Origin of the sequence: Paracoccus sp. AK26 (genome assembly GCF_011801365.1) — a bacterium.
GTDB classification, from domain to species: Bacteria; Pseudomonadota; Alphaproteobacteria; order Rhodobacterales; family Rhodobacteraceae; genus Paracoccus; species Paracoccus aerius.
Genome location: NZ_CP041041.1, coordinates 1,359,377 through 1,380,196, shown reverse-complemented (window position 1 = coordinate 1,380,196; position 20,820 = coordinate 1,359,377). Strand labels below are relative to the sequence as shown.

Here is a 20,820-nt window from a genome sequence, read left to right as displayed (position 1 = left end):
TGTTCCCCGAGGCCGGATGTGTCGGGCCAAGCTTAAGACTGGCTTAAGCTGACCTCCTTAGCCGCAACACCATGATGATACGAATCCTCTTGGCGGCACTCACCGCATGGACCATGGCGACAGGCATGGCGCTTGCGCAACCCGGCCCGCCGCTCGACCCCGCCGAAGCCTTTGTCCTCACGATCACGCCCGCTCCCTCGGGCGATCTGCAAGTCTCTTGGGACGTGCAGCCGGGCTATTATCTCTATCGCAGCAAGATCGAGGCACAGCGACCTGATGGTTCGTTCCTGCCTCTTACCCTGCCCGACGGGGAGGTCTACGACGATCCCTGGATGGGTCGTGACGAGATTTACCGGGCACTGGTTGCGATCACCATTGCCGATCCGCAGGGGCCAACGGTGTTGCACTGGCAGGGCTGCCAGCAGGACGGCATCTGCTATGCGCCCCAGCAAGCGGTGCTGGAAGCCGACGGCACGATCCGGCCAGAGGAGGCCGTTGAAGACGATCCTTTTGGCGCTTGGCAGGCCGATGTTGATGCTGTCCAAGCGTCCGGTTCGTCGGCTGATGACCCCAACACATCCCCGCATGCAGGACTTACCCTTGCGGAGGACCGTGGCCTTGTCGCGGATCTCGCAGGCCGCGGTGGCGTTCTGTTGGTCCTCGCAGGCTTCTTCGGCTTTGGCCTGCTGCTGTCGCTGACGCCCTGTGTGCTGCCGATGGTGCCGATTGTCGCCGGGATGCTGACCCGGCAGGGACAGGGGCTGACCGCAGGGCGCGGACTGGCCCTCACGGGTGCCTATGTCTTCGCAATGGCCACGGCCTTTGGCCTGTTGGGCATCGTGGCGGCCTGGTCGGGCGCAAACCTGCAGGCGGTGCTGCAATCGCCGGCGGCAATCGGCGTCATCGCGGCAATCTTCGTCATTCTGGCAATGTCGATGTTCGGTCTCTTCGAACTGCAGTTGCCCGCTGCCTGGCAGGCGCGGTTGTCACGGGGAACAGGCGCCACTGGATCACTGGGTGGAGCGGCGGTTCTGGGTTTCGGCTCGGCACTGATCATGGGACCGTGCGTGACCGCCCCACTGGCGGGAGCGCTCATCTATATTGCCCAGACAGGGGATGTCGCCCTGGGCGGGGCCGCGCTGTTCGCCCTGGGCCTGGGCCAAGGAGTGCCGCTGCTGGCCGTTGGCGCCTTCGGCCCGCAGATCCTGCCGCGCCGTGGCGCCTGGATGGAGCGGGTGAAGACGGCCTTCGGTGTCATCTTTCTGGCCATGGCGATCTGGCTGGCAGGGCGCATCCTGCCTGGACCGGTCATCCTGCTCCTCTGGTCGATGCTGCTCATTGGCTGCGGCGTGGCCATGGGTGGCCTGGACCGTCTGATGCCGGAAGCGCCGCCGACGGCGCGCGTCGCTGCGGGAACAGGCCTGCTTCTGGTCTTCGCCGGCCTGATCCAGGGCATCGGCGCCGCCTTGGGTGCCGATGATCCGACCCGTCCCTTGGCACCCCTGGCTGGACGCACGACCCAAGCACTCGCCGAACCCGTGCCGTTCCAGACCGTGACGAGCCGGACGACCCTGGCAACTGCTCTGAACGGAACACAGCCCGCCCTGATCTACGTCACCGCCGACTGGTGCGTGACCTGCCGCGCGATCGAGAGCGGGCCCATGTCGGACCGTGAGGTGGCAGCCGCGCTCAGCGATCTTGCCCGCATCAAGGTCGATGTGAGCGACTTCAATGCCGAGGCGCAGGCGCTGATGACGACCCTCGCCGCTGCTGGTCCCCCCACCATGATCTTCGTCGATGCAGGCGGGACCGAGCCGCAAGGCAGCCGCCTGATCGGCGATGTGGATACCTCGGATCTGCTGGCCTCCATCGCGCAGGTGACCCGATGAACGCGGTCTCCCTTGGACCTTTCGTTTTCGACGCCTCGCGCCTGGCGGCAGTCGCGGCTGTCCTGTTGTTCCTGACCGCGAGCAGGATCGCGGCCCGCACCAAGCGCCACGCTGGTCATGCCGGGGCTGTCGAGGCCTGGGCCGGCTGGGCCGTGCTGGCCTGGATCCTCGGCGCGCGCCTGGGCTTCGTTCTCGCGCATGCGGATAACTTCACGGCAGCGCCCTTGGATGCACTGAAGCTGTGGCAGGGCGGTTTTTCTGCTCGCGCCGGCTGGATTGCGGCGGGCGCGGCCTTGGGTGTTGCGGCCCTGAAAGGGCGTGGCGCGGTTCTTCGGCCCTTGCTGATCGCCGCCGCCATTACTGCCGTTGCTCATCAGACCATCACCGCGGCTCTGCCGCGCCCGCAGATGCGCCTGCCGGTGATGGAGCTTCTGGCTCTGGACGGCAGCCCTGTCCAGCTGGCGGGACAGGACCGGGTGACGGTGGTCAATCTCTGGGCGACATGGTGCCCGCCCTGCCGCCGCGAGATGCCGATGATGACAGCCCTGGCCGCCGAAATGCCTGAAGTGTCCTTCGTCTTCGCCAACCAGGGCGAAAGCGCGGGTCGCATCCTCGCTTTCCTAGCGGCCGAGGGCTTGCCTTCGGACGGGATGCTGCGCGACCCGCGCGGGCAACTGATGGGCCGGTTACGCGCGGTGGGCCTGCCCTCGACCCTCGTCTTAGATGCGACTGGTGACCTCGTCGCTGCACAAACCGGCGAAATCTCAGGCGCCGCGCTGCGCGACCTGATCGAGACCGCAAAGGAACAAGGATGACCCATCTGCTAAGGACACTTCTGGCCGGCTCTGCCCTGCTGGCACTTTCGGCTTGCGAGACCTCGCCACAGGCGGTGTCCGCGCCACCACCTGCGCCGGCGCTGGCCCCGGTCAGCGCGGAGACCGCAGCCCTTTATGCCGCCCGACCCGATGGGGAACTGACCGTCCCCGCCATCCCCGCGCATCTGCTGACCGAAGACAAGGCCCGGCAGATTGTGGATTACTGGACCGATGAGCCGGCCGGCACGATCATTGTCGATCCTCATGCCAAGCGGCTCTACCAGGTCCGGCCCGGCAACAGGGCCATGCGCTATACTGTGGGCGTGGGGGCGGCCGGCTACGGCTTTACCGGAGAGGCGCATATTCCCTATCAGCGCGACTGGCCCCGCTGGACCCCCACCGACAGCATGCTGGCCGAGAACCCCGAACACTACGGTCCCTCGAAAGATGGTGTGGATGGCGGGCTCGAAAACCCGATGGGTGCCCGCGCGCTCTACATCCACAACAGCGGCGGCGACACCTTCTACCGCATCCATGGCACGCCCGATCCCCAGTCAATCGGCACCGCCAGCTCGGCCGGCTGCATCCGCCTCTTCAACCAGGACATCATCCACCTGGCCGAGAACACCCACAGCATGACCAGGGTCGTGGTCCTGACCCAGGCACAGTCGGGACAGGGCACCACGCAGCCCCCGGTAGATAAGGCCAAACAGACCTCCAGAGACCCCGCATGATCCTTCACCGCAGAGCCCTTCTGGCCTCCGCCGGCCTCGGCGCCGTTCTGACAACCCTTGGCGGCCTGACCTGGACCCTGTTGCGCCAGCCAGCCGATGGCACCGAACTGACCCTCAATGACGTCCTTTACGATCCCGATCAGCCGGTGCTGGGCAATCCGGCAGGCGACGTGACCGTTGTCGAGTTCTTCGACTACCAGTGTCCCTTCTGCAAGCGCGGCCATGCCGACCTGATGGCCGAGGTGGAGGCCGACGGCAATCTCCGTTTGGTGATGAAGGATTGGCCGATCTTTGGCGGGGCTTCGGTCCTCGCCTCCCAGCTGGTTCTGGGCGCGGTGGAGGAAGGAGCCTACGCTGCGGCGCAGGCGGCCCTGATGGCCACGCCCGCGCGGTTTTCCGAAGACGAGGTCCGCGACACCCTGACAGCCGCGGGGCTGGATCCCGCAGGAATGCTGGCCGCCTACCGGCAGGACCGCGAGAGATGGGACGGGTTGATGGCCCGCAACGGCCGACAGGCCGCAGCAATCGGCCTGCAAGGCACGCCGGCCTTCATCATCGGCCAGAACCTTCTGCCCGGCGCTCTCGATCGCGACCGCCTGCGCGCAACCATTGCTGCAGCGCGCGGCAGAGCCTGATCCGCCGTTCACAACCAAGAAGGAGCAGACCATGACCACCATATCCCGCCGCACCCTCGGCCTGATCGCTCTCGGAGGGCTTGCCGCCCCCAGCTTGGCAAGGGCGCAAGCCGGGCCGGCCCGAAACATGAGCAGCTTCGCCATGCAGCACTGGCAGGATCACTTCGAGGAGCTGGGCCTGGGCGCCATCGTCGCCGACACCACATCGCGCGCGCTGCATTTCTGGTCGGGCGATGGACAGACCTACCGGACCTATCCGACCTCGGTGCCTATTTCCGAGGAACTGACCAAGCGCGGCTACACCGAGATCGTGCGCAAGAAGGAGGGACCGAGCTGGACCCCTACGGCCTCCATGATGGAACGCTTTCCCCATTATCGCCCGGTGGGCCCTGGTCCGGACAATCCTTTGGGCACGCACGCCATGTATCTGTCCTGGCCGGCCTACCTGATCCACGGCACCCATGACACACGCAAGATCGGGCGCCTGTCCTCGGACGGCTGCATTGGTCTTTACAACGAGAAGATCGAGGAACTCTTCGGCCTGTGTCCGGTCGGCACCCAGGTGCGGATCATCTGAACGCCCGACAGGCGGGGCCGAAAGGCCCAGACCGCATTACAGGTCCTTGCAGAAGGCCTCATAAAGAGCGGCCATCAGCACCTCCAGATCGGGATCGCTGATGCGGTAGAAGATGGTTTGGCTTTCGCGGCGAGTGTCGACCATCTCGGCCTCGCGCAGCTTGGCCAGGTGCTGGCTCAGCGCCGACTGGCTCAGGCCGACGGCCTCCTGGAGCGCACCGACCGAGCGTTCGCCCTTGGTCAGTTCGCACAGGATCAGCAGGCGCTTGGCATTGGCGACCAGGGCCAGCCGCCCGGCCACGTGATCGGCGCGCTCCTGCAGGGCACGGGTCGCTTTATGAAGATCCATTATATTAGCATTGACTGATTTAGACATGGATAATATATAAGCTATAACGGCGGCTGGGGCAAGCTGCTTTGAGGAAGGAGAACACCAATGGAGATTGGGATCGAAACCGCCTTCACGCCCTGGGCATCCTTGCTGGGCGGGATGCTGATCGGGATGAGCGCGGTGATGGTGATGGGGCTCTTCGGCCGCATCGCGGGGATCGCGGGCATCACCCAGGGCGCCTTGGCGCTGCCCGGCGCGGCGAAGGACCGTGACTGGCGATGGGCCTTTCTCGCGGGCCTGGTTCTGGCGCCGCTGGCGGTGATGGTTCTGAATGGGACTGTTGCGCAGACGGTGCCGGAGAACCTACCCGGCATGGCCGTGGCGGGGCTTCTGGTGGGCATGGGCACGGCACTTGGCTCGGGCTGCACCTCGGGGCACGGGGTCTGCGGGCTGGCGCGGCTGTGGGGTCGGTCCCTGGCGGCGGTCGTGACCTTCATGGCAGCGGGCTTTGCCACCGTCTTCGTGCTGCGCCATATTCTGGGGGGTGCGTGATGCGGGTGCTGTGGGGCTTTCTGTCGGGTCTGGTCTTCGGTCTGGGGCTGGTGATCTCGGGCATGGCCAACCCGGCCAAGGTGCTGAACTTCCTGGACCTGGCCGGGACCTGGGATCCCAGCCTGGCCTTCGTGATGGGCGGGGCCACCCTGACCGCCTTCGTGGGTTACCGTCTGGTCTGGCGGCGCAAGGCGCCGGTGCTTGACCGGACCTTCGACATCCCGAAGAACCGCGCCATCGACCGGCCGCTGCTGGTGGGGGCAACGCTGTTCGGCATCGGCTGGGGGATCGGCGGCTTCTGCCCCGGCCCGGCCTTCACCGCCCTGCCCCTGCTGGCGCCGGGCACGCTGATCTTTCTGCCCGCGATGCTGGCAGGCCTGTGGCTGGGCGCCCGGATCAAGGCAGGCAGTTCACCGCAAAGAAAAGGAGCGACGTCATGAGCAATTCCAAGCTGAAGGAACGGGTCGTCCGCCATTCGCCCTCCACCGGTGCGGGCAGCCCCGATGTCTGGGGCATCTACGAGCCCGACACCGGATCGATCCAGTATGTCTGCGCCGATCCTGCAACGAAGAAGGCCGCGCTGATCGATGTGGTCTGGAACCTCGATCCCAAGAACTATCGCTTCTCGACCGAGAGCATGGATCAGGTGCTGGAGTTGGTGCGGCAGAACGGACTGACGGTCGAATGGGTGCTGGACACGCATCCCCACGCCGACCACGTGATGGCTTCGGCGCATCTGAAGAAGCGCACCGGCGCCCCCGCCGCCATTGGCGACAAGATCCATGACATCGCCAGGCTCTGGGCCGAGCTCTACAACCTGCCAGGCGCCTTCGACCCCGCGCGGGACTTTGACCGCCTGTTCGCCCCTGGCGAGATCTTCCGCATCGGTGAGCTGGAGGCGCGGGTGATGCTGTCGCCCGGCCACACGCTGGGCTCGATCACCTATGTCTGCGGCGACGCGGCCTTCACTCATGACACGCTGATGCAGCCCGATGTCGGCACCTCGCGCGCGGACTTCCCCGGCGGCGATACCGAACAACTGTGGGACACGATACAGGCGATCCTGGCCCTGCCAAAGGACACGCGCCTGTTTGTCGGCCACGATTATGGCACTGATGACCGCGACGAGCCCGAATGGGAGGCGACTGTGGCCCTGCATCGTGCAGGCAACAAGCACGTCAAGGACGGCACCCGGCGCGAGGACTGGATCCGCACCCGCGACACCCGCGATGCCACCCTCGCCCTGCCTGACCGGATCCTGGCCGCGCTCCAGATCAACCTGCGCGGCGGCCGCCTGCCCGCCCCCGAGGATGATGGCAACAGCTACCTCAAGATCCCCGTGAACCGCTTTCCCGCACCGCAGAAGAAGGCCAAGACCATGAAGGATCTGGTTGCCGAGGCGAAAGGCCGCGTGGCAACTGTTTCGCCCGAGCATGCCGCCACGAGCGAGGGCTCAGCCACACTGGTCCTTGACGTGCGCGAGCCGGGTGAACTCGAGACCCATGGGCGGGTGCCGGACGCCCTGCATGTTCCGCGCGGTTTGGTGGAAAGCCGCGCGGACGCCACCGCGCAGACGGCGGAAGCGCGGCTGACCGACCTGCGCGAGACGGGCTGCGTCCATGTCCTGTGCGGCTCAGGCGCCCGAGCGGCCCTGGCGGCAGACACCCTGCGCGCCATGGGCTACCAAGCCAGCGTGATCGAGGGCGGGTTCGAGGCCTGGAAGGCCAAGGGCCTTCCGGTCGAGACCTGAGCCATGGACAAGCTGGGCCGCTTCTTGCCAGTCCTGCAATGGGGTCGAACCTATGACCGGCACGCCCTGACCAGCGACGCGGTGGCGGCGGTGATCGTGACGATCATGCTGATCCCGCAGTCGCTGGCCTATGCCATGCTGGCTGGCCTGCCGCCGGTGATAGGGCTTTACGCCTCCATCCTGCCGCTAATGGTCTATGCGCTGTTCGGCAGCAGCCGCACCCTGTCGGTTGGCCCGGTGGCGGTCGTATCGCTGCTGACCGCCGCCGCCGCGTCCGGCGTGGCGGTGCCCGGCAGCCCGGAATATGTCGCGGCAGCTCTGCTTCTGGCGCTGCTGTCGGGGTTGATCCTAGTCGGCATCGGCAGCTTCCGAATGGGCTTTGTGGCGAACCTGCTGTCGCACCCGGTCATCTCGGGCTTTATCACAGCCTCCAGCCTGCTGATCGCCACCGGACAGCTGAAGCACATTGCAGGCATCAAGGCCGAGGGCGCCACCCTGCCCGAGATGCTGGCCTCGCTATTCGAGAACCTGCCTGCAACCCATTGGCCCACGCTGGTGATCGGAGCTTTGGCGATAGCATTCCTGTTCTGGTCGCGCCGTTCTCTAAAGCCAATGCTGATCCGGCTGGGCGTGCCTCCGTCTGCGGCCGCCCTGCTTGCACGCACCGGGCCGATCCTAGTGGTTGCGGCCTCTATTGCCGCTGTCATCCTGCTGGAACCGGGGGTTGCCGTCGTGGGGCAAGTGCCACAGGGGCTGCCGCCCCTGTCGATGCCGGTGATCGATCCGGCGCTGTGGACCGCGCTGTTGCCCTCGGCTTTTCTGATTGCCCTGATCGGCTTCGTGGAGTCGGTATCGGTGGCGCAGACGCTGGCCGCGAAACGCCGCCAGTCGATCAACCCCGACCAGGAACTGATAGGCCTCGGCATGGCCAACCTCGCTGCGGCCTTTTCCTCAGGCTATCCCGTCACCGGTGGTTTTGCACGGTCGGTTGTAAATTTCGACGCGGGCGCACAGACCCCTGCCGCCGGGGCCTTCACCGCCATCGGCATCGCCCTTGCCTCGCTGTTCCTGACGCCGCTTCTTTATCACCTGCCCATCGCTGTCCTGGCAGCCACCATCATCGTGGCCGTGCTGAGCCTGGCGGACGTTGGTGCCTTGCGGCGAACCTGGAAATACTCCCGCTCGGACTTCTGGGCCCTTGCCGCCACGCTTGGGGTGACATTGCTGGACGGGGTCGAAACCGGGATCATGGCGGGGGTCGCCGTGTCGGTCCTTCTGCACCTGTGGGCCAGCTCTCGTCCTCATGTCGCTGTGATCGGCCAGGTGCCCGGAACGCAGCATTTCCGCAACGTGCTGCGCCACCGCGTGATCTGCACACCCGAGGTGCTTGGCCTGCGCATCGACGAAAGCCTGTTCTTCGCCAATGCCCGCGCCATCGAGACCATCATCCAGCAAGAGGTCGCCGCCCGCCCACAACTGCGCCACGTCGTCCTGAACTGTGCCGCCGTCAACAGCATCGACGCAAGCGCACTTGAAAGCCTGGAACTGGTGATGCACCGCCTGTCCGACGCAGGCATCGCGCTGCACCTGTCCGAAGTCAAGGTCCCGGTCATGGATCGTCTGGAACGCAGCGACTTCCTGCAACACCTGACAGGCCAGGTTCACCTGTGGCATTTTCATGCGGTCGAAACACTTGCCCCGCAGGATACCCAGAGGACGAACCAGACAAGCCTGCGGGACGCTTTGGGATAAACTCGCTTGCGGTCCATACCGGACGGTCGAGTTCTTCGCGTGCAGCACTGCAGCTTTTCCGAAGCAACCGTTCACAGCCGAAATCGAGCACATCCTTCCCGCAGAATTTGCTCACGGGGACCGTTATGGCGATCATCAAATGGCCTTCGTGTAGCGTTAATGCTGAAAGCCGCGCTGTTAGTGCCAATATGCGCCATGCGAACGGCCAGCACGGTGGAGCATCAAAAATTTTGCAACGGCAGCAGGAGGCTTAGCCTAGCGAGCGTCTTCGACCGGTGAGACAAGCTCTCGACAGAGCAATTGCCAAGAGGAAGTTGATCAGCGCCAGTGCTGCAATGATAACGAGCGTTCTTCCGGGTCCGAACACGCTTACGAGCGCTCCACCGAGCACCGGTGCCCCAGCCTGAGCCAGAAGCGCAGGACGCGCCAATCGACCCATCAAGGCCGGGTATCGCTCCGGGCCGAACAGCGCCAAGGGCAATGCCCCGCGCGCGATCGAGAAGACACCGTTGCCGGCACCGTAAAGCAGCATGGCCAATGCGGGCACCTGCAGGTCGAGCGCCAGCACGATCAGGCCAGCCGCCACGCTGCCGCAGGCAAAGAGCAGGGACCAGCTCGGGTGATGACGGCCCCGTCCCGCCATCTCGACCATGCGTGCCACAACCTGGGCCGGTCCGAACAACGACCCGATTGCCACAGCATCGGTGAGCGATAGCCCCTGCGCCTGCAGCAAGGTCAGCAGATGCACTGAAACCATAGTGACGGCCAGACCAGAGGTGACGAGAATGGCCGCCATGATCAGAAAGGCCGCTTGCTCGGAGCCTTTGAGTTGCATGCCGTCCTGGACCCCGCGACCTGCTTTGACAGGAGCCCGGGGCTCCTTGGGAACCAGGCACAGGATTAGCGGCAAGCTGATCAGCAGATGCAGAACCGCATAGGCTGCAACCGTTCCACGCCAGTCGAACTGCCCGAGCAGCCAGGTTGCAAGCGGCCAGCTGACGGTGCTGGCAAAGCCGCCCCACAGGGTCAGTGCGGTGATCGCGCTTCGGGTCTGTTCCTTGTAGAGTCGGCCGAGCGTTGCAAACGCGGGATCGTAAAGCCCGGCACTCATGCCGAGGCCGATGACGCACCAGCCCAGATAAAAGCCAGGAAGATGAGGGGCGGCGGCGCAGATCAGGAGACCAGCGGCCAGAAGCGCACAGCCTGCCGCCAGAACAGGACGTCCGCCATGGTCCGCGATCATGCGACCGACAAAGGGAGACACCATTCCCGCACAGGCAAGCGCTGCCGAGACGGCCCCCACCACCCAGGGCAAGGGCCAGCCGGTATCAGTGACAATCGGCTTCGCCAGCACCGCCATGAGATAATAGCTGCTGCCCCAGGCCAGGATCTGGACGATGCCGAGGCTTGAGACGACCGGCCAGCGGCGGGTGGCGCTCATCAGGTGGCGGCTTTCAAGCTCACTCGGGCTTCCAGCTTTGCCGCCGTTTCCTTCCGTTCGCTGTAGCGGTCGGTCAGGAAGCCTGAGAGGTCGCGGGTCAGCAGCGTGAACTTCACCAGCTCTTCCATCACATCGACAATGCGGTCGTAATAGCTCGACGGCCGCATCCGCCCGGCCTCGTCGAACTCGTCATAGGCCTTGGCGACTGAGGACTGGTTCGGGATCGTGACCATCCGCATCCAGCGGCCAAGGACGCGCATCTGGTTCACGGCGTTGAAGCTTTGCGAGCCGCCTGAGACCTGCATCAGCGCCAGGGTGCGGCCTTGGGTAGGCCGGATGGCTCCCATAGAGAGCGGGATCCAGTCGATCTGGGACTTCATCACGCCGGTCATGGCGCCGTGCCGCTCGGGGCTGGTCCAGACCTGGCCTTCGGACCAGAGGCACAGCTCGCGCAGCTCCTGCACCTTGGGATGGGATGCCTCGGCATCGTCCGGCAGCGGCAGGCCATTGGCATGGAAGACCCGGGTCTCGCAGCCGAAGTGACGCAAAAGGCGCTCGGCTTCCAGCGTGGCGAAGCGGCTGTAGGAGCGTTCGCGCAGTGAGCCATAGAGCAGCAGGATGCGCGGCGGGTGGCCCGTGCGCGGCACCAGGGGCAGGCTCGGCTGGCGGAGAGCGACGGCCGAGAGGTTCGGCAGGTCCGCGATCATGCGCGGGCCTCATTGTGCAGGGCAGTGTCAGAAAACCAGCGGCTGCCAAGCCGCAGGGCGACGTTGACCAGCAGGATCAGCACCGGCACCTCGACCAGCGGGCCGATCACGGCGGCGAAGGCCACGGGCGAGGCCAGGCCGTAGGCGGCAATGGCCACGGCAATCGCCAGCTCGAAGTTGTTGCCGGCCGCGGTGAAGGCGATGGCCGTGGTGCGCGGGTAGTCCCGGGCGATCATCCGGCCCATGGCGAAGCTCACCAGGAACTGGATGGCGAAATAGAGCACCAGCGGGATGGCGATCCGCACCACATCCAGCGGCAGGCGCAGCACGTCCCCGCCCTTGAGGCTGAACATCGCAACAATGGTAAAAAGCAGCGCGACTAGCGTGATCGGGCTGATCTTTGGCAGAAACACATTCTGATACCAGTCCGCCCCCTTCCGGGCGATCAGGGTGCGCCGGGTCAGGAAGCCCGAAACAAACGGCACGCCCAGATAGACCAGCACGGCCTCGGTGACGGTCCAGAAGCCCACGTCGATGACGCTGCCCTCAAGCCCGAAGAGAGGCGGCAGCACGGTCAGGAACAGCCAGGCGTAGGTGGAGAAGAACAGGATCTGGAAGATCGAGTTGAAGGCCACCAGACCGGCGACATACTGGTTGTCGCCGCGCGCAAGCTGGTTCCAGACCAGCACCATGGCGATGCAGCGGGCGAGGCCGATCAGGATCAGGCCGGTCATGTATTCCGGCTGGTCGCGCAGGAAGATGACGGCCAGGGCGAACATCAGCACCGGCCCGATGATCCAGTTCTGCACCAGCGACAGCACCAGAACCCGCTTGTCGGCAAAGACCTGGTGCAGCTCCTCGTAGCGCACTTTCGCCAGCGGCGGATACATCATCAGGATCAGGCCAATGGCGATCGGGATGTTGGTCGATCCGACCGACATGGCATTCAAGGCATCCGGCAGTCCGGTGAAGATCGTGCCAAGCACAATGCCAAGCGCCATGGCCGCGAAGATCCAGAGCGTCAGGTAGCGGTCGAGAAAGGAAAGCCGGCTCGCCGGACGCGGAAAGGTCATTGCAAATATCCTTTGCTCAGGCGGAGCGGGTGCGGTTGCCTTGGGCATCCACGAGCTGTTCACCGTCTTCCTTGCTGATGGCGATTTTCTGGGGGCGGCAGCAGATCAAGCACCTGCTCCGAAGGACGGCAGAGCCGCACCCCTTTGGGGCTGACCACAATGGGCCTGTTGATCAGGATGGAATGCGCCATCATTGCGTCGAGCAGCGCGGCATCGGACAGGGACGGATCGCCCAGGCCAAGTTCGCCGTAGGGCGTGCCCTTCTCTCGCAGCAGGTCGCGCGGCGCGATCCCCATGCGGGCGATCAACTGTTCCAGCATGGCGCGCGAGGGTGGGCACTTCAGATACTCGATGACATGCGGCTCTATGCCGGCGTTGCGGATCATCGCCAGCGTGTTGCGCGACGTTCCGCAGTCCGGGTTGTGGTAGATGACGACATCCATGGGTCATGCGCTTTCGGTCAGGTCAGGGTCGCAGCCGGAGGCACAGGTCAGTGCCTCGACAGCAGGGGCGCAGATCTCGGGATGGCCCTGACAGCAATCCTTCAAGAGAAAGCCGACCAGACCGGCCAAGGCGGAATAGACAGCACTGTAGATGATGTAGCGCCCGTCGCGACGGGACTGGATCAGCCCGGCATGTTCGAGATGGGTCAGGTGAAAGGACAGGCGCGAGGTCGTCGCGCCGCCAAGGGCCTCCCCGATTGCCCCCGCGGCCATGCCGTCCGGCCCCGCCTGCACCAGCAGCCGCACCACGCGCAGCCGGGTCTCCTGGGACAAGGCCGCAAAAGCCGCAAGAGCCTGATGCTCGTTCATCGAATCAACTCCTCAATGAATGATGAGATTTTGAGGCAAAACTTAGGGAGGGTCAATCAGCTTCCGGAGCATTCCTTCGTAGAGGCAGCGAGTGGCGGGCTCGTCCACATTTGTCCTGCTTGCGTTGCCGTTGCGCAGATGAACAGGCTGTCCGGCACCGATTGAGACCGCTATTTCGCCTTGGTGGAGATGCAGTCGACGCCATTGAGCGCCCTAGGGCGGAGAAGCCATGGGTGCTGGAGACGACACTGCTGCATTCCGCAGAAGATGGCTGGCCAGACATAACTCTCCAAGGATTGGAGCGACCCGAAGGAAATCTGGCCAGCCATGAACCACATGCGCGACGCCAAGCTTCAGCGTTGTCACCGCGGACGTTGATCCGCCATCTATGTTCCAGTCAAACAACAGCTTGGTTGGGGCTGATCATCAAAGCATCAGCACCGCCGCCCAAGCAAACAGCACCATGCCGAAGTTCGCATGGATGAAGGTCGGGATCACGCTGTCCTTGATGTGGTCGTGCTGGCCATCCGCGTTCAGGCCTGCCGTTGCGCCCAGCGTGATGGTGGACGCGGGCGATCCTGCATCGCCCAGAGCCGCCGCTGCACCGAGAAGGGCGACTGTCGCCAGCGGCGAGAAGCCAAGCGCGAGGGCCAGGGGCACATAGACAGGCGCGAGGATCGGGACGGAGGCGAAAGAGTCGCCGAAGCCGATCGTGATGAACAGGCCAACAAGCAACATGATCGCCGCGCCAAGAGCCTTGTTCTCGCCGATGAACGCTGCCGATGCAGCGACCAGCGGCTGAACTTCTCCGGTGGCGGAAAGCACACCCGCGAAACCCGAAGCAATAGTGATGATTACCGCGACTTGCGCCATCATCCGCAGGCCTTCGGTAAAGACGTCGTCCTGATCCCGCCAGCGGAAGATGCCCGCAAAGCTGAGGATAACGAAGCCGACCATGGCCCCGATCAGGAGCGAGTCGAACTTGATCTGGCACACCAAAGCCACCAGCAGCGCAGCGATCGTTGCCAGCAGCTGCGTGAGGTCAAGGGTGACAGGGACCTTGGCGGCAGCCGGTGCCTCATTCTCGATCGTGTGATAGTCGCGCGGCTTGCGGTAGGTGATGAAGACGGCGACGAACATCCCGGCCAGGATCCCCATCACCGGCAGAAACATTGCCTTAGGCGCCATATCGGCTGTAACAACCAGGCCAAGGTCTGCGCCAACATTGTTCAAGTTGGTCAGAAGGATGTCGTTCAGGAAGATTGCCCCGAAGCCTGTCGGCAAAAGCAGGTAGCTGGAACTGATCGCGCAGGCCAGCACGCAGGCGACGGCCCTGCGGTCCATGCGAAGCCGGTTCATGATGCCCAGGAGTGGCGGGATCAGCACCGGGATGAAGGCGATATGAACAGGGATGAGGTTCTGCGACATGACAGAGGCGGCGCAGAGGATCAGCAGCAAGGTCCACTTGATGCTCTTGCCAGTGGCGGCCTCACCCGTCCCCAGCCGTCCCGAGATCTTCGCGGCCAGCAGTTCCAGCAGGCCGCTGCGCGCCAGCGCTACGGCGAAGGCGCCGATCATGATGTAGGTCATGCCGACTTGTGAGCCGATGAGCAGGTTCTCGTTCAGCGCAGTGATCGTCTCGGTCATCGACAGGCCTGCTTGCAAGCCGCCCAGCACGGCCGCCGAGACCAAGGCGATGGCAACGGGCAGCCGCAGCAGGCAGAGCGTCATCATCACAGCGATCGACAGGACGACGGCGTTGATGTGTAGGCCCGCCGCGAGCGAGCCTCCGTAGATCGCTGCAGACAGGCCAAACACGGGGAGCACGCGCTTGCGAAGGAACTCTCCGTCGGAAGGAAAGCTCATGGGCAGATCAGTCATGGTCATTCTCTTGAAGGGTCCGGGCCCAAAGCCCGGCACGCACGGCGATACGTCGCACGGGGACAGAGATTCAACCGGATTGTCTGTGCTACCTCTTCGGATGGGTCTTGAAATCACTGTCGAGGTCAAGCGGTGTTACGACCCACCTCACGGCGGACACTTGCATGAAGTGAGCTTGGCGGGAGGCACTCACAGCCCCTGAAGGTAGATGACAGAGACCAGTCGCAGTTCGACCTACCTACCGCCAGTTCTTATAATAATCGTGGACCACATCGATTGCCGCATCCGCCAGCTCTGCCATTTCTTCGTCTAGGGCTGTCCGTGGCCGGCTCTGCCACTTTTTCAGACGATCCAGTTCAGCCTTGCGGTCGACGTTCACGAAGGTTCCATCGGCATAGACTGTGCGCCCTGCAACCATGACCTGAGCGACAGCCTCTGCTTTGGCACGCCGCACAAGCACGTCGGCAAAGCCGTTTCGTGAATCCTGCCATGGATAAGTCACCCGATCCCAATCGAGCACAACAAGATCCGCCGCCTGTCCTTTCGCAAGCCCACCAATCCGCTCGCGGAACGGCGTCGTGGCGGCCCCGTGGCGGGTGGCCATTTGTAGAACCTGTGCCGCCGTTGGTGCGGGTGAGTGATGTCCTGATGGACGGTGCAAGGTCAGAGCCATGCGCATCTCTTGCAGCATGTCACGGTCGTCGTTGATCCCCGCCTCATCAATCCCCAAGGCTATGGGAAGGCCGGTTGCCAAGAAGGCATTCAGGTCAGCCGTTCCGCTTTTCAGCCTCAGGTTTGAGGAGCAGTTGTGGCAGATGCAGACGCCGTTTTCCTTACACAAAGCTAGATCGTCCCGGCTAAGCCAGACCCCGTGGCCGATGGTCAGGTCAGGCCCCAGCAAGCCAAACCGTTGTATCTGCTCGACCGCGCTTCCTTGGCCGCGTCGGGCTGCATATTCTCGTTGGTAAGGTGTCTCTAGCAGGTGCATGTGCATCGGCGCCCCGGTTGCGTCATGCAGACGGGCAGCCATTTCCAGACCTGCGTTAGAGAGCCAGTGCAAGTTGGCAGGGGCGATCTGGATCGCGATCCGTTCTTTGCCGCTATGTTGATTGCGCAACTCGTAAAAGACTTGCGCTTGTTCGTCGAGGCTCAGCCCGAAGCCAGCGAGATAGCGTGCCGCGACTGGCCTCATCGCAGCTGGCAGAAGCTCCAAGAACACTTGGTCGTCGTCATAGAGGACCCGGTTCTGGTCGCGCATCGCAAAGGAGTAGCTGACCCGCATACCCAGTCGGTCATAGGCGCCGATGATGCGGTTGGCGCGATCCAGGACGGCAGTTACATCCCCTGGCGCTCGGCTGTGCAGATGCTGGACGGTTGTAACGCCGGAGGCAACCATCTCGAATGCCGAATAGAGCGTATCGAGGTCTGGCGGCACATCGCGCATGCGGAGGCGTTCGGCAAACCACAACTCCAACGGATGATCCTGTGCGCCCATCTGGAAGGGTGTGACCCCGACATGATGATGGGCATTGATCAGGCCTGGGATGACTGCCTTGCCTCGACCCCCCATGGCTTCAACCTCGGGATGTCTGCGCCGCATTGTGTCCGCAGTGCCTGCATCGGCGATCCGCCCGTCACGGATCAGCAATGCGGCCTGTTCTAGCAGGATCGGCGTCCCGTCCGGGTCGAAGCCGGTCAGGATGGTATCGGCGAAAATCAGCAGGGGCGCGCTCATGTGTGGAGGTCCTGGGTCGAAAGGCCAAGCTGCACAAGACGCAGCGCGGCAGGAATGGGCTGGACGATCGGCACCGGAACCTGAGCTGCCAAAGCTTTGGCGGCCTCTGCCAAGGGACCGCCGCCGATGATGACCGCCTCAATGGCAGGATCATCGGACAGAGCCGCGACGGTCGCATCATGCAAAGCTGCCAACAGGCGATCCGGATCAGTCGTCAGGGCAACCGGATCTCCTGGGGTGATCCATGTGCCTGCGAAGGCGGACCCGTGGCCAAGTTCGCTGGCACGCTGCGCTATTCGGGCAACCAGCCCGGGTGTCGTCGTGACAACGCAGAAGCGGGATGCGATGGCGGACGCCTCACTCATAGCCGCTTGGGCAATGCCCACCACCGGCATGCTTAAGGCTCTGGCAAGTGCTTCTTGCCCTGGATCTCCGAACGCAGAGACCACGACCGCTTGATAGCCCTCGAGCTGCGGCTGCAGGGCCAAGACCGCCTTTCCGGCCGTGTTCAGCGCATCTTCTGTGGTGATCAGAGCCGATCCGAAGCCGGCAGTCAGCCCGTCTATCTGGCCGGCAAAGTGAGGAGCGGCAATCCGGACCATACGCATAGTCGTGTCTGCGTTGGTGTTGGGATTGATCAAGGCGATCTTCACGCTGGCACCTGTTCGGCGAATGTCTTGGCAATCTGGGCTCGGGTGCCGATGAAGAGTTGATCGCGCCTGCGAGCCAACTCGTCCAGCACCCCGGTGAAAGCCGGAAAGCGCCCTGGGCGGCCGCAGATCCGCAGGTGGAAGCCGATGTTCAGTAGACGAGACCGACCAGCACGGCTCTCCGCTAATAACACATCCAGCGCATCGCCGACGTAATCCACCATGTCTTTGGCACGAACAAAGCCGTTGGGATGGAAGAACTTCATGTCGTTGCTGTCCAACGCATAAGGCACCACGATCAGGCCGCCAGGAGCCGCATCCCAATAGGGCAGATCGTCGTCGAAACCGTTGGAGGCATAGAGGTATCCTCTCTGCGTCAGCAGATCTCGCGTCCAGGGACTTTCAGCTCCACGACAGAAGAAACCCACGGGACGCTGCCCAGTGGCGGCATGGATGGCCTCCTCGGTGCGCACTAATGCAGCTTCTTCATCCTCGGGACTGTCAAAATCGGCATGAGGGCGCCAAAGCCAGCCGTGCGAGGCAATTTCGTGTCCGTCCTGGGCCAACCGCGCAAGACCGCGGGGCGCGCGCGCGGCAGCCCTGCCGCAGGCAAAGATGGTCGCTGGCATGGCATGATCACGCAGTGCCGCAGCCATCCGCCACAAACCCGCCCGCGGACCGTAGGCAAAGATTTGTTCCTGGCCGGGATCAGGGCGGCCCTTTGGAACAACACTCAGAACCTCGCCCATCGGCTCGGACCAGGGGTCGCCATCGCCGACTTGCATTTCCGCGCCCTCTTCATAGTTCAGCACAACCGACACCGCGCATCGGTGTCCCCCCGGCCACACGATGTCTGGCCAAATGCCGCCATACCCTTCAAGATCGCGGCTCATACCCTGGGTTTCCAATCCGCCAGTCCGTTCAGAGCACGCCAATGATGGGCAATCTGGTCGCGGCGCGCGAACCAGACGCCTTTCTTGGACAGCGCATGATCCAGAAACTGCTCAAGCCCGGCTATGCGCGCTGGGCGCCCGATGATACGCGTATGAAGTCCAATCGACAGCATGCGCGGGGCATGGGCTGATTCCGCCAGCAGACGGTCAAAGGCCGTGATGCAATAGTGGGAGAAATCCTCGGCGAAGACGAAGCCGCCCCGGTTGAAGAAGCGCATGTCGTTTGTGTCAAAGGCATAAGGCAGCACGACATGTTCGCCTTCCAGAAAGGGTATGTCGTCGTTGTAGGCATTGGAGTCATACAGGAACCCGCCCTGCTCCTGGAGAAGCGCGCGGGTGTGCGGCGAGGTGGCGGAACGGGTGTGCCAACCCACTGGCGGTGCTCCTGCAGCCTGCGTGATCGCGGTGACGGTCTTGGCAATGAGCGCCGCCTCGTCATCGCGGTTCATGCCGACGTGACGTTCCCAGCGCCAGCCATGTGCCGAGACCTCGTGACCATCTGCTATCGCCTCGGTGGCGATCCACGGGGTGCGCGCGATGGCGCGCCCGCAGGCATTCAGCGTCGCTGGCACATTGCGCTTGGCCAGCACTGAACGGATACGAGGCCAGCCTGCGCGCGGTCCGTATTCGAAATGGCTTTCCATGCAGAGGTCGACGGCGCCACGGACCTCTTCAACCGCTTCATAGATATACTCGTTCACCTCATCGCCGTCGCCCAGGCTTAGTTCAGCGCCCTCCTCAACGTTCACAACCACCGACACAGCCAGCCCGGCACCCCCGGGCCAGCGCCAGTCTGATGAATGGCCCGGGGGTGCGAAATCGCGTCGATTGATCATGCAGGCGCTCTTTCCCGAACGGTGTCCATCAGGCGGCCGACCAGATCGCGATCCCAACGCGCCGACAGTCCGCCTTGGCGGGACATCAGGGACGTCGAAACAATGGCCCCGTCGGCGGCGGCCAAGGCCTGCACGATGTTGTCCTGGTCTACGCTGCCGCCGATCAGGATCGGGCGTGTGACACCGGCTTGGCGTGCCGCGGCTACCCGGGCCAAGCTGTCCCCGAAGCTTGATCCGGTCAGCACCAGCGCGTCGGCACCATATTTCTGGGCAGCCACTGCAGCCTCGGCCGGGGGCACATCGATCATCGGGCGCGAAGTTCGATCGAACACGTCCGCCATGATCGCAATGTCTGCCGCACGCAGGTGATGGCGATAGGTAACAGCACGGACTGCAAGCGGGTCGCGCGCTCCCTCGAATGTCATTGCTGCACCGACAAAGACCTTCAGGCGCACAAAATCGGCACCCGCTGCCTGCGCTATGGCCAAAGGTGCCTCGGCATCATGCGCCTGGACGATGATGCCCAGCGACATCTGAGGAAAGGCGCGCTTGAGGCTGCGGCCTATGGCGGCGGTCAGGGCAATCGTTTCCGGCACGGCGGGCCCAAATTGTCGTGTCTGGTCCTGCAGCATGATGCGCCGCATGCCGCCTGCGAGGAATGCCTCGGCATTCGACAGTGCGAAATCCTCCAGCTGGGACAGGGTCAGGTCTCGGTTCACCGAGAGATCGGGCAAATGCAGGGCACCGACGATCAGCGGATCTTCTGCGGAATGGGCAAGGGTCGGATGGGTCATGAAGATCTCATTTTGGTCTGGGATGAAGAATGCCGCCCTACCAGTGCCATCAGGTTGGCCAGGCGGTCGTCGCGCTGCTCGCGTGGCGCAGCCAGTAGGCTGGAGGGGCCGAAGTTCTCGACAGCAAACGAGGCGGCCACGGTGCCCATGCAGGCTGCCGTGACCGGATCGCGGCCCAGCAGCAGGCCTGCAAGGAAACCCCCGCAAAAGCTGTCACCGGCTCCTGTGGGGTCTAGCGCAGAGACGGGAATGGCGGGAATTTCGGTCAGTAGTCCGTCTGGATGCCGCAGAAGGACGCCTTCGCTACCCCGCTTGACCAGTGCCAGTGGCGCGCCCCGCTGGTGAAGATGGAAAAGTCCGGCCTGAGGTGCCTGATCCGGGACCAACAGCTGTAGCTCCTTGAGACTCGGGATCACCGCCGTGACGGCAGCCAGCACCTTTGGTTGATCAGGATAGGCCGCCAGATCAGCCGCGCGCGCCCCCGGATCCAAGGTGATGGAAGCACCCCTGAATGTGGCTGCAAGATCCCGCGTTGCGACGGGATCATTGCCTGTCAGATGTATTCCCCTGATGTCCCGCCACACGACGGGAATGTCGTCAGGGCGGACGGGATGTGCTCGGCGAAATGCCGGGAAGTCCATCTCTGCATCCCCGTCTGCGGGCGAGGATATCTCATCCCGGCGCGACCCGTCCGGCGCATAATAGAACCACTCGGGTCCCCGCACCGAGACCCCTGACCGATGGATGCCATCGGTCAGGATGCCCGCGTTCTGCAGCTGGCATAGCAGGTCGTCGGGATAGTTGACGGGGATGTGGCCCACGATCCCGACCTGCCCTGCCCCCAACCACAGGCGAAGGCCAGCGGCGGAATAGACGGCATTGCCGCCCAAGGCCTTCTCATTCA

At 63.9% G+C, this 20,820-nt stretch carries 21 protein-coding genes and 2 pseudogenes; 10 read left to right on the top strand and 13 right to left on the bottom strand.

From position 1 onward, the window contains the following. The first annotated feature begins 71 nt into the window (after window positions 1–71). Genes dsbD through FIU66_RS06780 form a run of 5 tightly spaced genes read left to right on the top strand, consistent with a single transcriptional unit; the run spans window position 72 to window position 4,650 of the window. Complete coding sequence (gene dsbD / locus FIU66_RS06800) at window positions 72–1,889, top strand: protein-disulfide reductase DsbD (protein ID WP_240544758.1); 1,818 nt, start codon at window positions 72–74, stop codon at window positions 1,887–1,889. Then, a complete protein-coding gene (locus tag FIU66_RS06795; protein WP_167621995.1) occupies window positions 1,886–2,704 on the top strand; it encodes a TlpA disulfide reductase family protein in 819 nt (272 codons plus the stop codon). Before dsbD ends, FIU66_RS06795 begins: the two co-directional genes overlap by 4 nt. Further along, entirely contained in the window at window positions 2,701–3,438 is a 738-nt protein-coding gene (locus FIU66_RS06790; protein WP_167621994.1) for a L,D-transpeptidase, read from the top strand. The genes FIU66_RS06795 and FIU66_RS06790 overlap by 4 nt, the downstream gene beginning before the upstream one ends. Continuing rightward, window positions 3,435–4,073, top strand: coding sequence for a DsbA family protein (locus tag FIU66_RS06785; protein ID WP_167621993.1), 639 nt, complete (start codon window positions 3,435–3,437; stop codon window positions 4,071–4,073). Before FIU66_RS06790 ends, FIU66_RS06785 begins: the two co-directional genes overlap by 4 nt. Window positions 4,074–4,104: 31 nt before the next feature. Further along, entirely contained in the window at window positions 4,105–4,650 is a 546-nt protein-coding gene (locus FIU66_RS06780) for a L,D-transpeptidase family protein (RefSeq protein ID WP_167621992.1), read from the top strand. 36 nt (window positions 4,651–4,686) lie between these two features. Here the strand turns inward: FIU66_RS06780 and FIU66_RS06775 are convergent, their stop codons facing one another. Next, the gene (locus FIU66_RS06775) at window positions 4,687–4,998 is read right to left on the bottom strand and encodes a metalloregulator ArsR/SmtB family transcription factor (protein WP_167621991.1); all 312 of its coding nucleotides are present in this window, start codon (window positions 4,996–4,998) and stop codon (window positions 4,687–4,689) included. An 87-nt stretch (window positions 4,999–5,085) separates the two neighbouring features. On the opposite strand from FIU66_RS06775, the gene FIU66_RS06770 reads away from it, so the two are divergent. From FIU66_RS06770 to FIU66_RS06755, 5 genes and pseudogenes are all read left to right on the top strand, one after another. Next, on the top strand, window positions 5,086–5,532 hold the full coding sequence (locus tag FIU66_RS06770) for a YeeE/YedE family protein (protein WP_167621990.1): 447 nt from the start codon (window positions 5,086–5,088) through the stop codon (window positions 5,530–5,532). Then, a complete protein-coding gene (locus FIU66_RS06765) occupies window positions 5,532–5,972 on the top strand; it encodes a DUF6691 family protein (protein ID WP_167621989.1) in 441 nt (146 codons plus the stop codon). The genes FIU66_RS06770 and FIU66_RS06765 overlap by 1 nt, the downstream gene beginning before the upstream one ends. Further along, a pseudogene (locus FIU66_RS06760) lies at window positions 5,969–6,883 on the top strand (MBL fold metallo-hydrolase); the annotation flags it as partial. The gene FIU66_RS06765 and the pseudogene FIU66_RS06760, both read left to right, overlap by 4 nt. A 27-nt stretch (window positions 6,884–6,910) precedes the next feature. Beyond that, complete coding sequence (locus FIU66_RS18125; protein WP_240544774.1) at window positions 6,911–7,282, top strand: rhodanese-like domain-containing protein; 372 nt, start codon at window positions 6,911–6,913, stop codon at window positions 7,280–7,282. 3 nt (window positions 7,283–7,285) lie between these two features. Then, the gene (locus tag FIU66_RS06755; protein WP_167621987.1) at window positions 7,286–9,034 is read left to right on the top strand and encodes a SulP family inorganic anion transporter; all 1,749 of its coding nucleotides are present in this window, start codon (window positions 7,286–7,288) and stop codon (window positions 9,032–9,034) included. Window positions 9,035–9,284: 250 nt separating this feature from the next. Here FIU66_RS06755 and FIU66_RS06750 read toward each other — a convergent pair whose 3' ends face one another. The 12 genes and pseudogenes from FIU66_RS06750 to FIU66_RS06695 all read right to left on the bottom strand — a co-directional run bounded on the left by FIU66_RS06750 (window position 9,285) and on the right by FIU66_RS06695 (window position 20,806). Continuing rightward, on the bottom strand, window positions 9,285–10,475 hold the full coding sequence (locus tag FIU66_RS06750) for an MFS transporter (RefSeq protein ID WP_167621986.1): 1,191 nt from the start codon (window positions 10,473–10,475) through the stop codon (window positions 9,285–9,287). After that, window positions 10,475–11,182: an arsenical resistance protein ArsH gene (arsH, locus tag FIU66_RS06745; protein WP_167621985.1), complete on the bottom strand. Its 708-nt coding sequence runs from the start codon at window positions 11,180–11,182 to the stop codon at window positions 10,475–10,477. Before arsH ends, FIU66_RS06750 begins: the two co-directional genes overlap by 1 nt. Beyond that, on the bottom strand, window positions 11,179–12,255 hold the full coding sequence (arsB, locus tag FIU66_RS06740) for an ACR3 family arsenite efflux transporter (RefSeq protein ID WP_167621984.1): 1,077 nt from the start codon (window positions 12,253–12,255) through the stop codon (window positions 11,179–11,181). Before arsB ends, arsH begins: the two co-directional genes overlap by 4 nt. 16 nt (window positions 12,256–12,271) lie before the next feature. Then, window positions 12,272–12,698, bottom strand: a pseudogene (gene arsC / locus FIU66_RS06735) (arsenate reductase (glutaredoxin)). Between the two features lie 3 nt (window positions 12,699–12,701). Then, on the bottom strand, window positions 12,702–13,067 hold the full coding sequence (locus FIU66_RS06730; RefSeq protein ID WP_167621983.1) for a helix-turn-helix transcriptional regulator: 366 nt from the start codon (window positions 13,065–13,067) through the stop codon (window positions 12,702–12,704). 426 nt (window positions 13,068–13,493) lie between these two features. Beyond that, window positions 13,494–14,954 (bottom strand): Na+/H+ antiporter family protein, encoded by a 1,461-nt coding sequence (locus FIU66_RS06725; protein ID WP_201281094.1) that lies wholly within the window; start codon window positions 14,952–14,954, stop codon window positions 13,494–13,496. A 232-nt stretch (window positions 14,955–15,186) separates the two neighbouring features. Continuing rightward, window positions 15,187–16,683: an amidohydrolase family protein gene (locus FIU66_RS06720; protein ID WP_167621982.1), complete on the bottom strand. Its 1,497-nt coding sequence runs from the start codon at window positions 16,681–16,683 to the stop codon at window positions 15,187–15,189. Then, a complete protein-coding gene (locus tag FIU66_RS06715) occupies window positions 16,680–17,336 on the bottom strand; it encodes an aspartate/glutamate racemase family protein (protein ID WP_240544757.1) in 657 nt (218 codons plus the stop codon). Before FIU66_RS06715 ends, FIU66_RS06720 begins: the two co-directional genes overlap by 4 nt. Further along, on the bottom strand, window positions 17,333–18,226 hold the full coding sequence (locus tag FIU66_RS06710) for a polysaccharide deacetylase family protein (protein WP_167621981.1): 894 nt from the start codon (window positions 18,224–18,226) through the stop codon (window positions 17,333–17,335). The genes FIU66_RS06715 and FIU66_RS06710 overlap by 4 nt, the downstream gene beginning before the upstream one ends. Beyond that, a complete protein-coding gene (locus tag FIU66_RS06705) occupies window positions 18,223–19,122 on the bottom strand; it encodes a polysaccharide deacetylase family protein (RefSeq protein WP_167621980.1) in 900 nt (299 codons plus the stop codon). The genes FIU66_RS06710 and FIU66_RS06705 overlap by 4 nt, the downstream gene beginning before the upstream one ends. Next, the gene (locus FIU66_RS06700; protein ID WP_167621979.1) at window positions 19,119–19,916 is read right to left on the bottom strand and encodes a BtpA/SgcQ family protein; all 798 of its coding nucleotides are present in this window, start codon (window positions 19,914–19,916) and stop codon (window positions 19,119–19,121) included. Before FIU66_RS06700 ends, FIU66_RS06705 begins: the two co-directional genes overlap by 4 nt. Then, window positions 19,913–20,806, bottom strand: a complete 894-nt coding sequence (locus FIU66_RS06695) for a carbohydrate kinase family protein (protein ID WP_167621978.1) — start codon at window positions 20,804–20,806, stop codon at window positions 19,913–19,915. The genes FIU66_RS06700 and FIU66_RS06695 overlap by 4 nt, the downstream gene beginning before the upstream one ends. Window positions 20,807–20,820: the final 14 nt, after the last annotated feature.

Bases quoted from the DNA above. Each gene is read 5' to 3' on its own strand.
- dsbD (WP_240544758.1), top strand. From the start codon at position 72: ATGATGATACGAATCCTCTTGGCGGCACTCACCGCATGGACCATGGCG.
- FIU66_RS06795 (WP_167621995.1), top strand. From the start codon at position 1,886: ATGAACGCGGTCTCCCTTGGACCTTTCGTTTTCGACGCCTCGCGCCTG.
- FIU66_RS06790 (WP_167621994.1), top strand. From the start codon at position 2,701: ATGACCCATCTGCTAAGGACACTTCTGGCCGGCTCTGCCCTGCTGGCA.
- FIU66_RS06785 (WP_167621993.1), top strand. From the start codon at position 3,435: ATGATCCTTCACCGCAGAGCCCTTCTGGCCTCCGCCGGCCTCGGCGCC.
- FIU66_RS06780 (WP_167621992.1), top strand. From the start codon at position 4,105: ATGACCACCATATCCCGCCGCACCCTCGGCCTGATCGCTCTCGGAGGG.
- FIU66_RS06775 (WP_167621991.1), bottom strand. From the start codon at position 4,998: ATGGATCTTCATAAAGCGACCCGTGCCCTGCAGGAGCGCGCCGATCAC.
- FIU66_RS06770 (WP_167621990.1), top strand. From the start codon at position 5,086: ATGGAGATTGGGATCGAAACCGCCTTCACGCCCTGGGCATCCTTGCTG.
- FIU66_RS06765 (WP_167621989.1), top strand. From the start codon at position 5,532: ATGCGGGTGCTGTGGGGCTTTCTGTCGGGTCTGGTCTTCGGTCTGGGG.
- FIU66_RS18125 (WP_240544774.1), top strand. From the start codon at position 6,911: ATGAAGGATCTGGTTGCCGAGGCGAAAGGCCGCGTGGCAACTGTTTCG.
- FIU66_RS06755 (WP_167621987.1), top strand. From the start codon at position 7,286: ATGGACAAGCTGGGCCGCTTCTTGCCAGTCCTGCAATGGGGTCGAACC.
- FIU66_RS06750 (WP_167621986.1), bottom strand. From the start codon at position 10,475: ATGAGCGCCACCCGCCGCTGGCCGGTCGTCTCAAGCCTCGGCATCGTC.
- arsH (WP_167621985.1), bottom strand. From the start codon at position 11,182: ATGATCGCGGACCTGCCGAACCTCTCGGCCGTCGCTCTCCGCCAGCCG.
- arsB (WP_167621984.1), bottom strand. From the start codon at position 12,255: ATGACCTTTCCGCGTCCGGCGAGCCGGCTTTCCTTTCTCGACCGCTAC.
- FIU66_RS06730 (WP_167621983.1), bottom strand. From the start codon at position 13,067: ATGAACGAGCATCAGGCTCTTGCGGCTTTTGCGGCCTTGTCCCAGGAG.
- FIU66_RS06725 (WP_201281094.1), bottom strand. From the start codon at position 14,954: ATGACCATGACTGATCTGCCCATGAGCTTTCCTTCCGACGGAGAGTTC.
- FIU66_RS06720 (WP_167621982.1), bottom strand. From the start codon at position 16,683: ATGAGCGCGCCCCTGCTGATTTTCGCCGATACCATCCTGACCGGCTTC.
- FIU66_RS06710 (WP_167621981.1), bottom strand. From the start codon at position 18,226: ATGAGCCGCGATCTTGAAGGGTATGGCGGCATTTGGCCAGACATCGTG.
- FIU66_RS06705 (WP_167621980.1), bottom strand. From the start codon at position 19,122: ATGATCAATCGACGCGATTTCGCACCCCCGGGCCATTCATCAGACTGG.
- FIU66_RS06700 (WP_167621979.1), bottom strand. From the start codon at position 19,916: ATGACCCATCCGACCCTTGCCCATTCCGCAGAAGATCCGCTGATCGTC.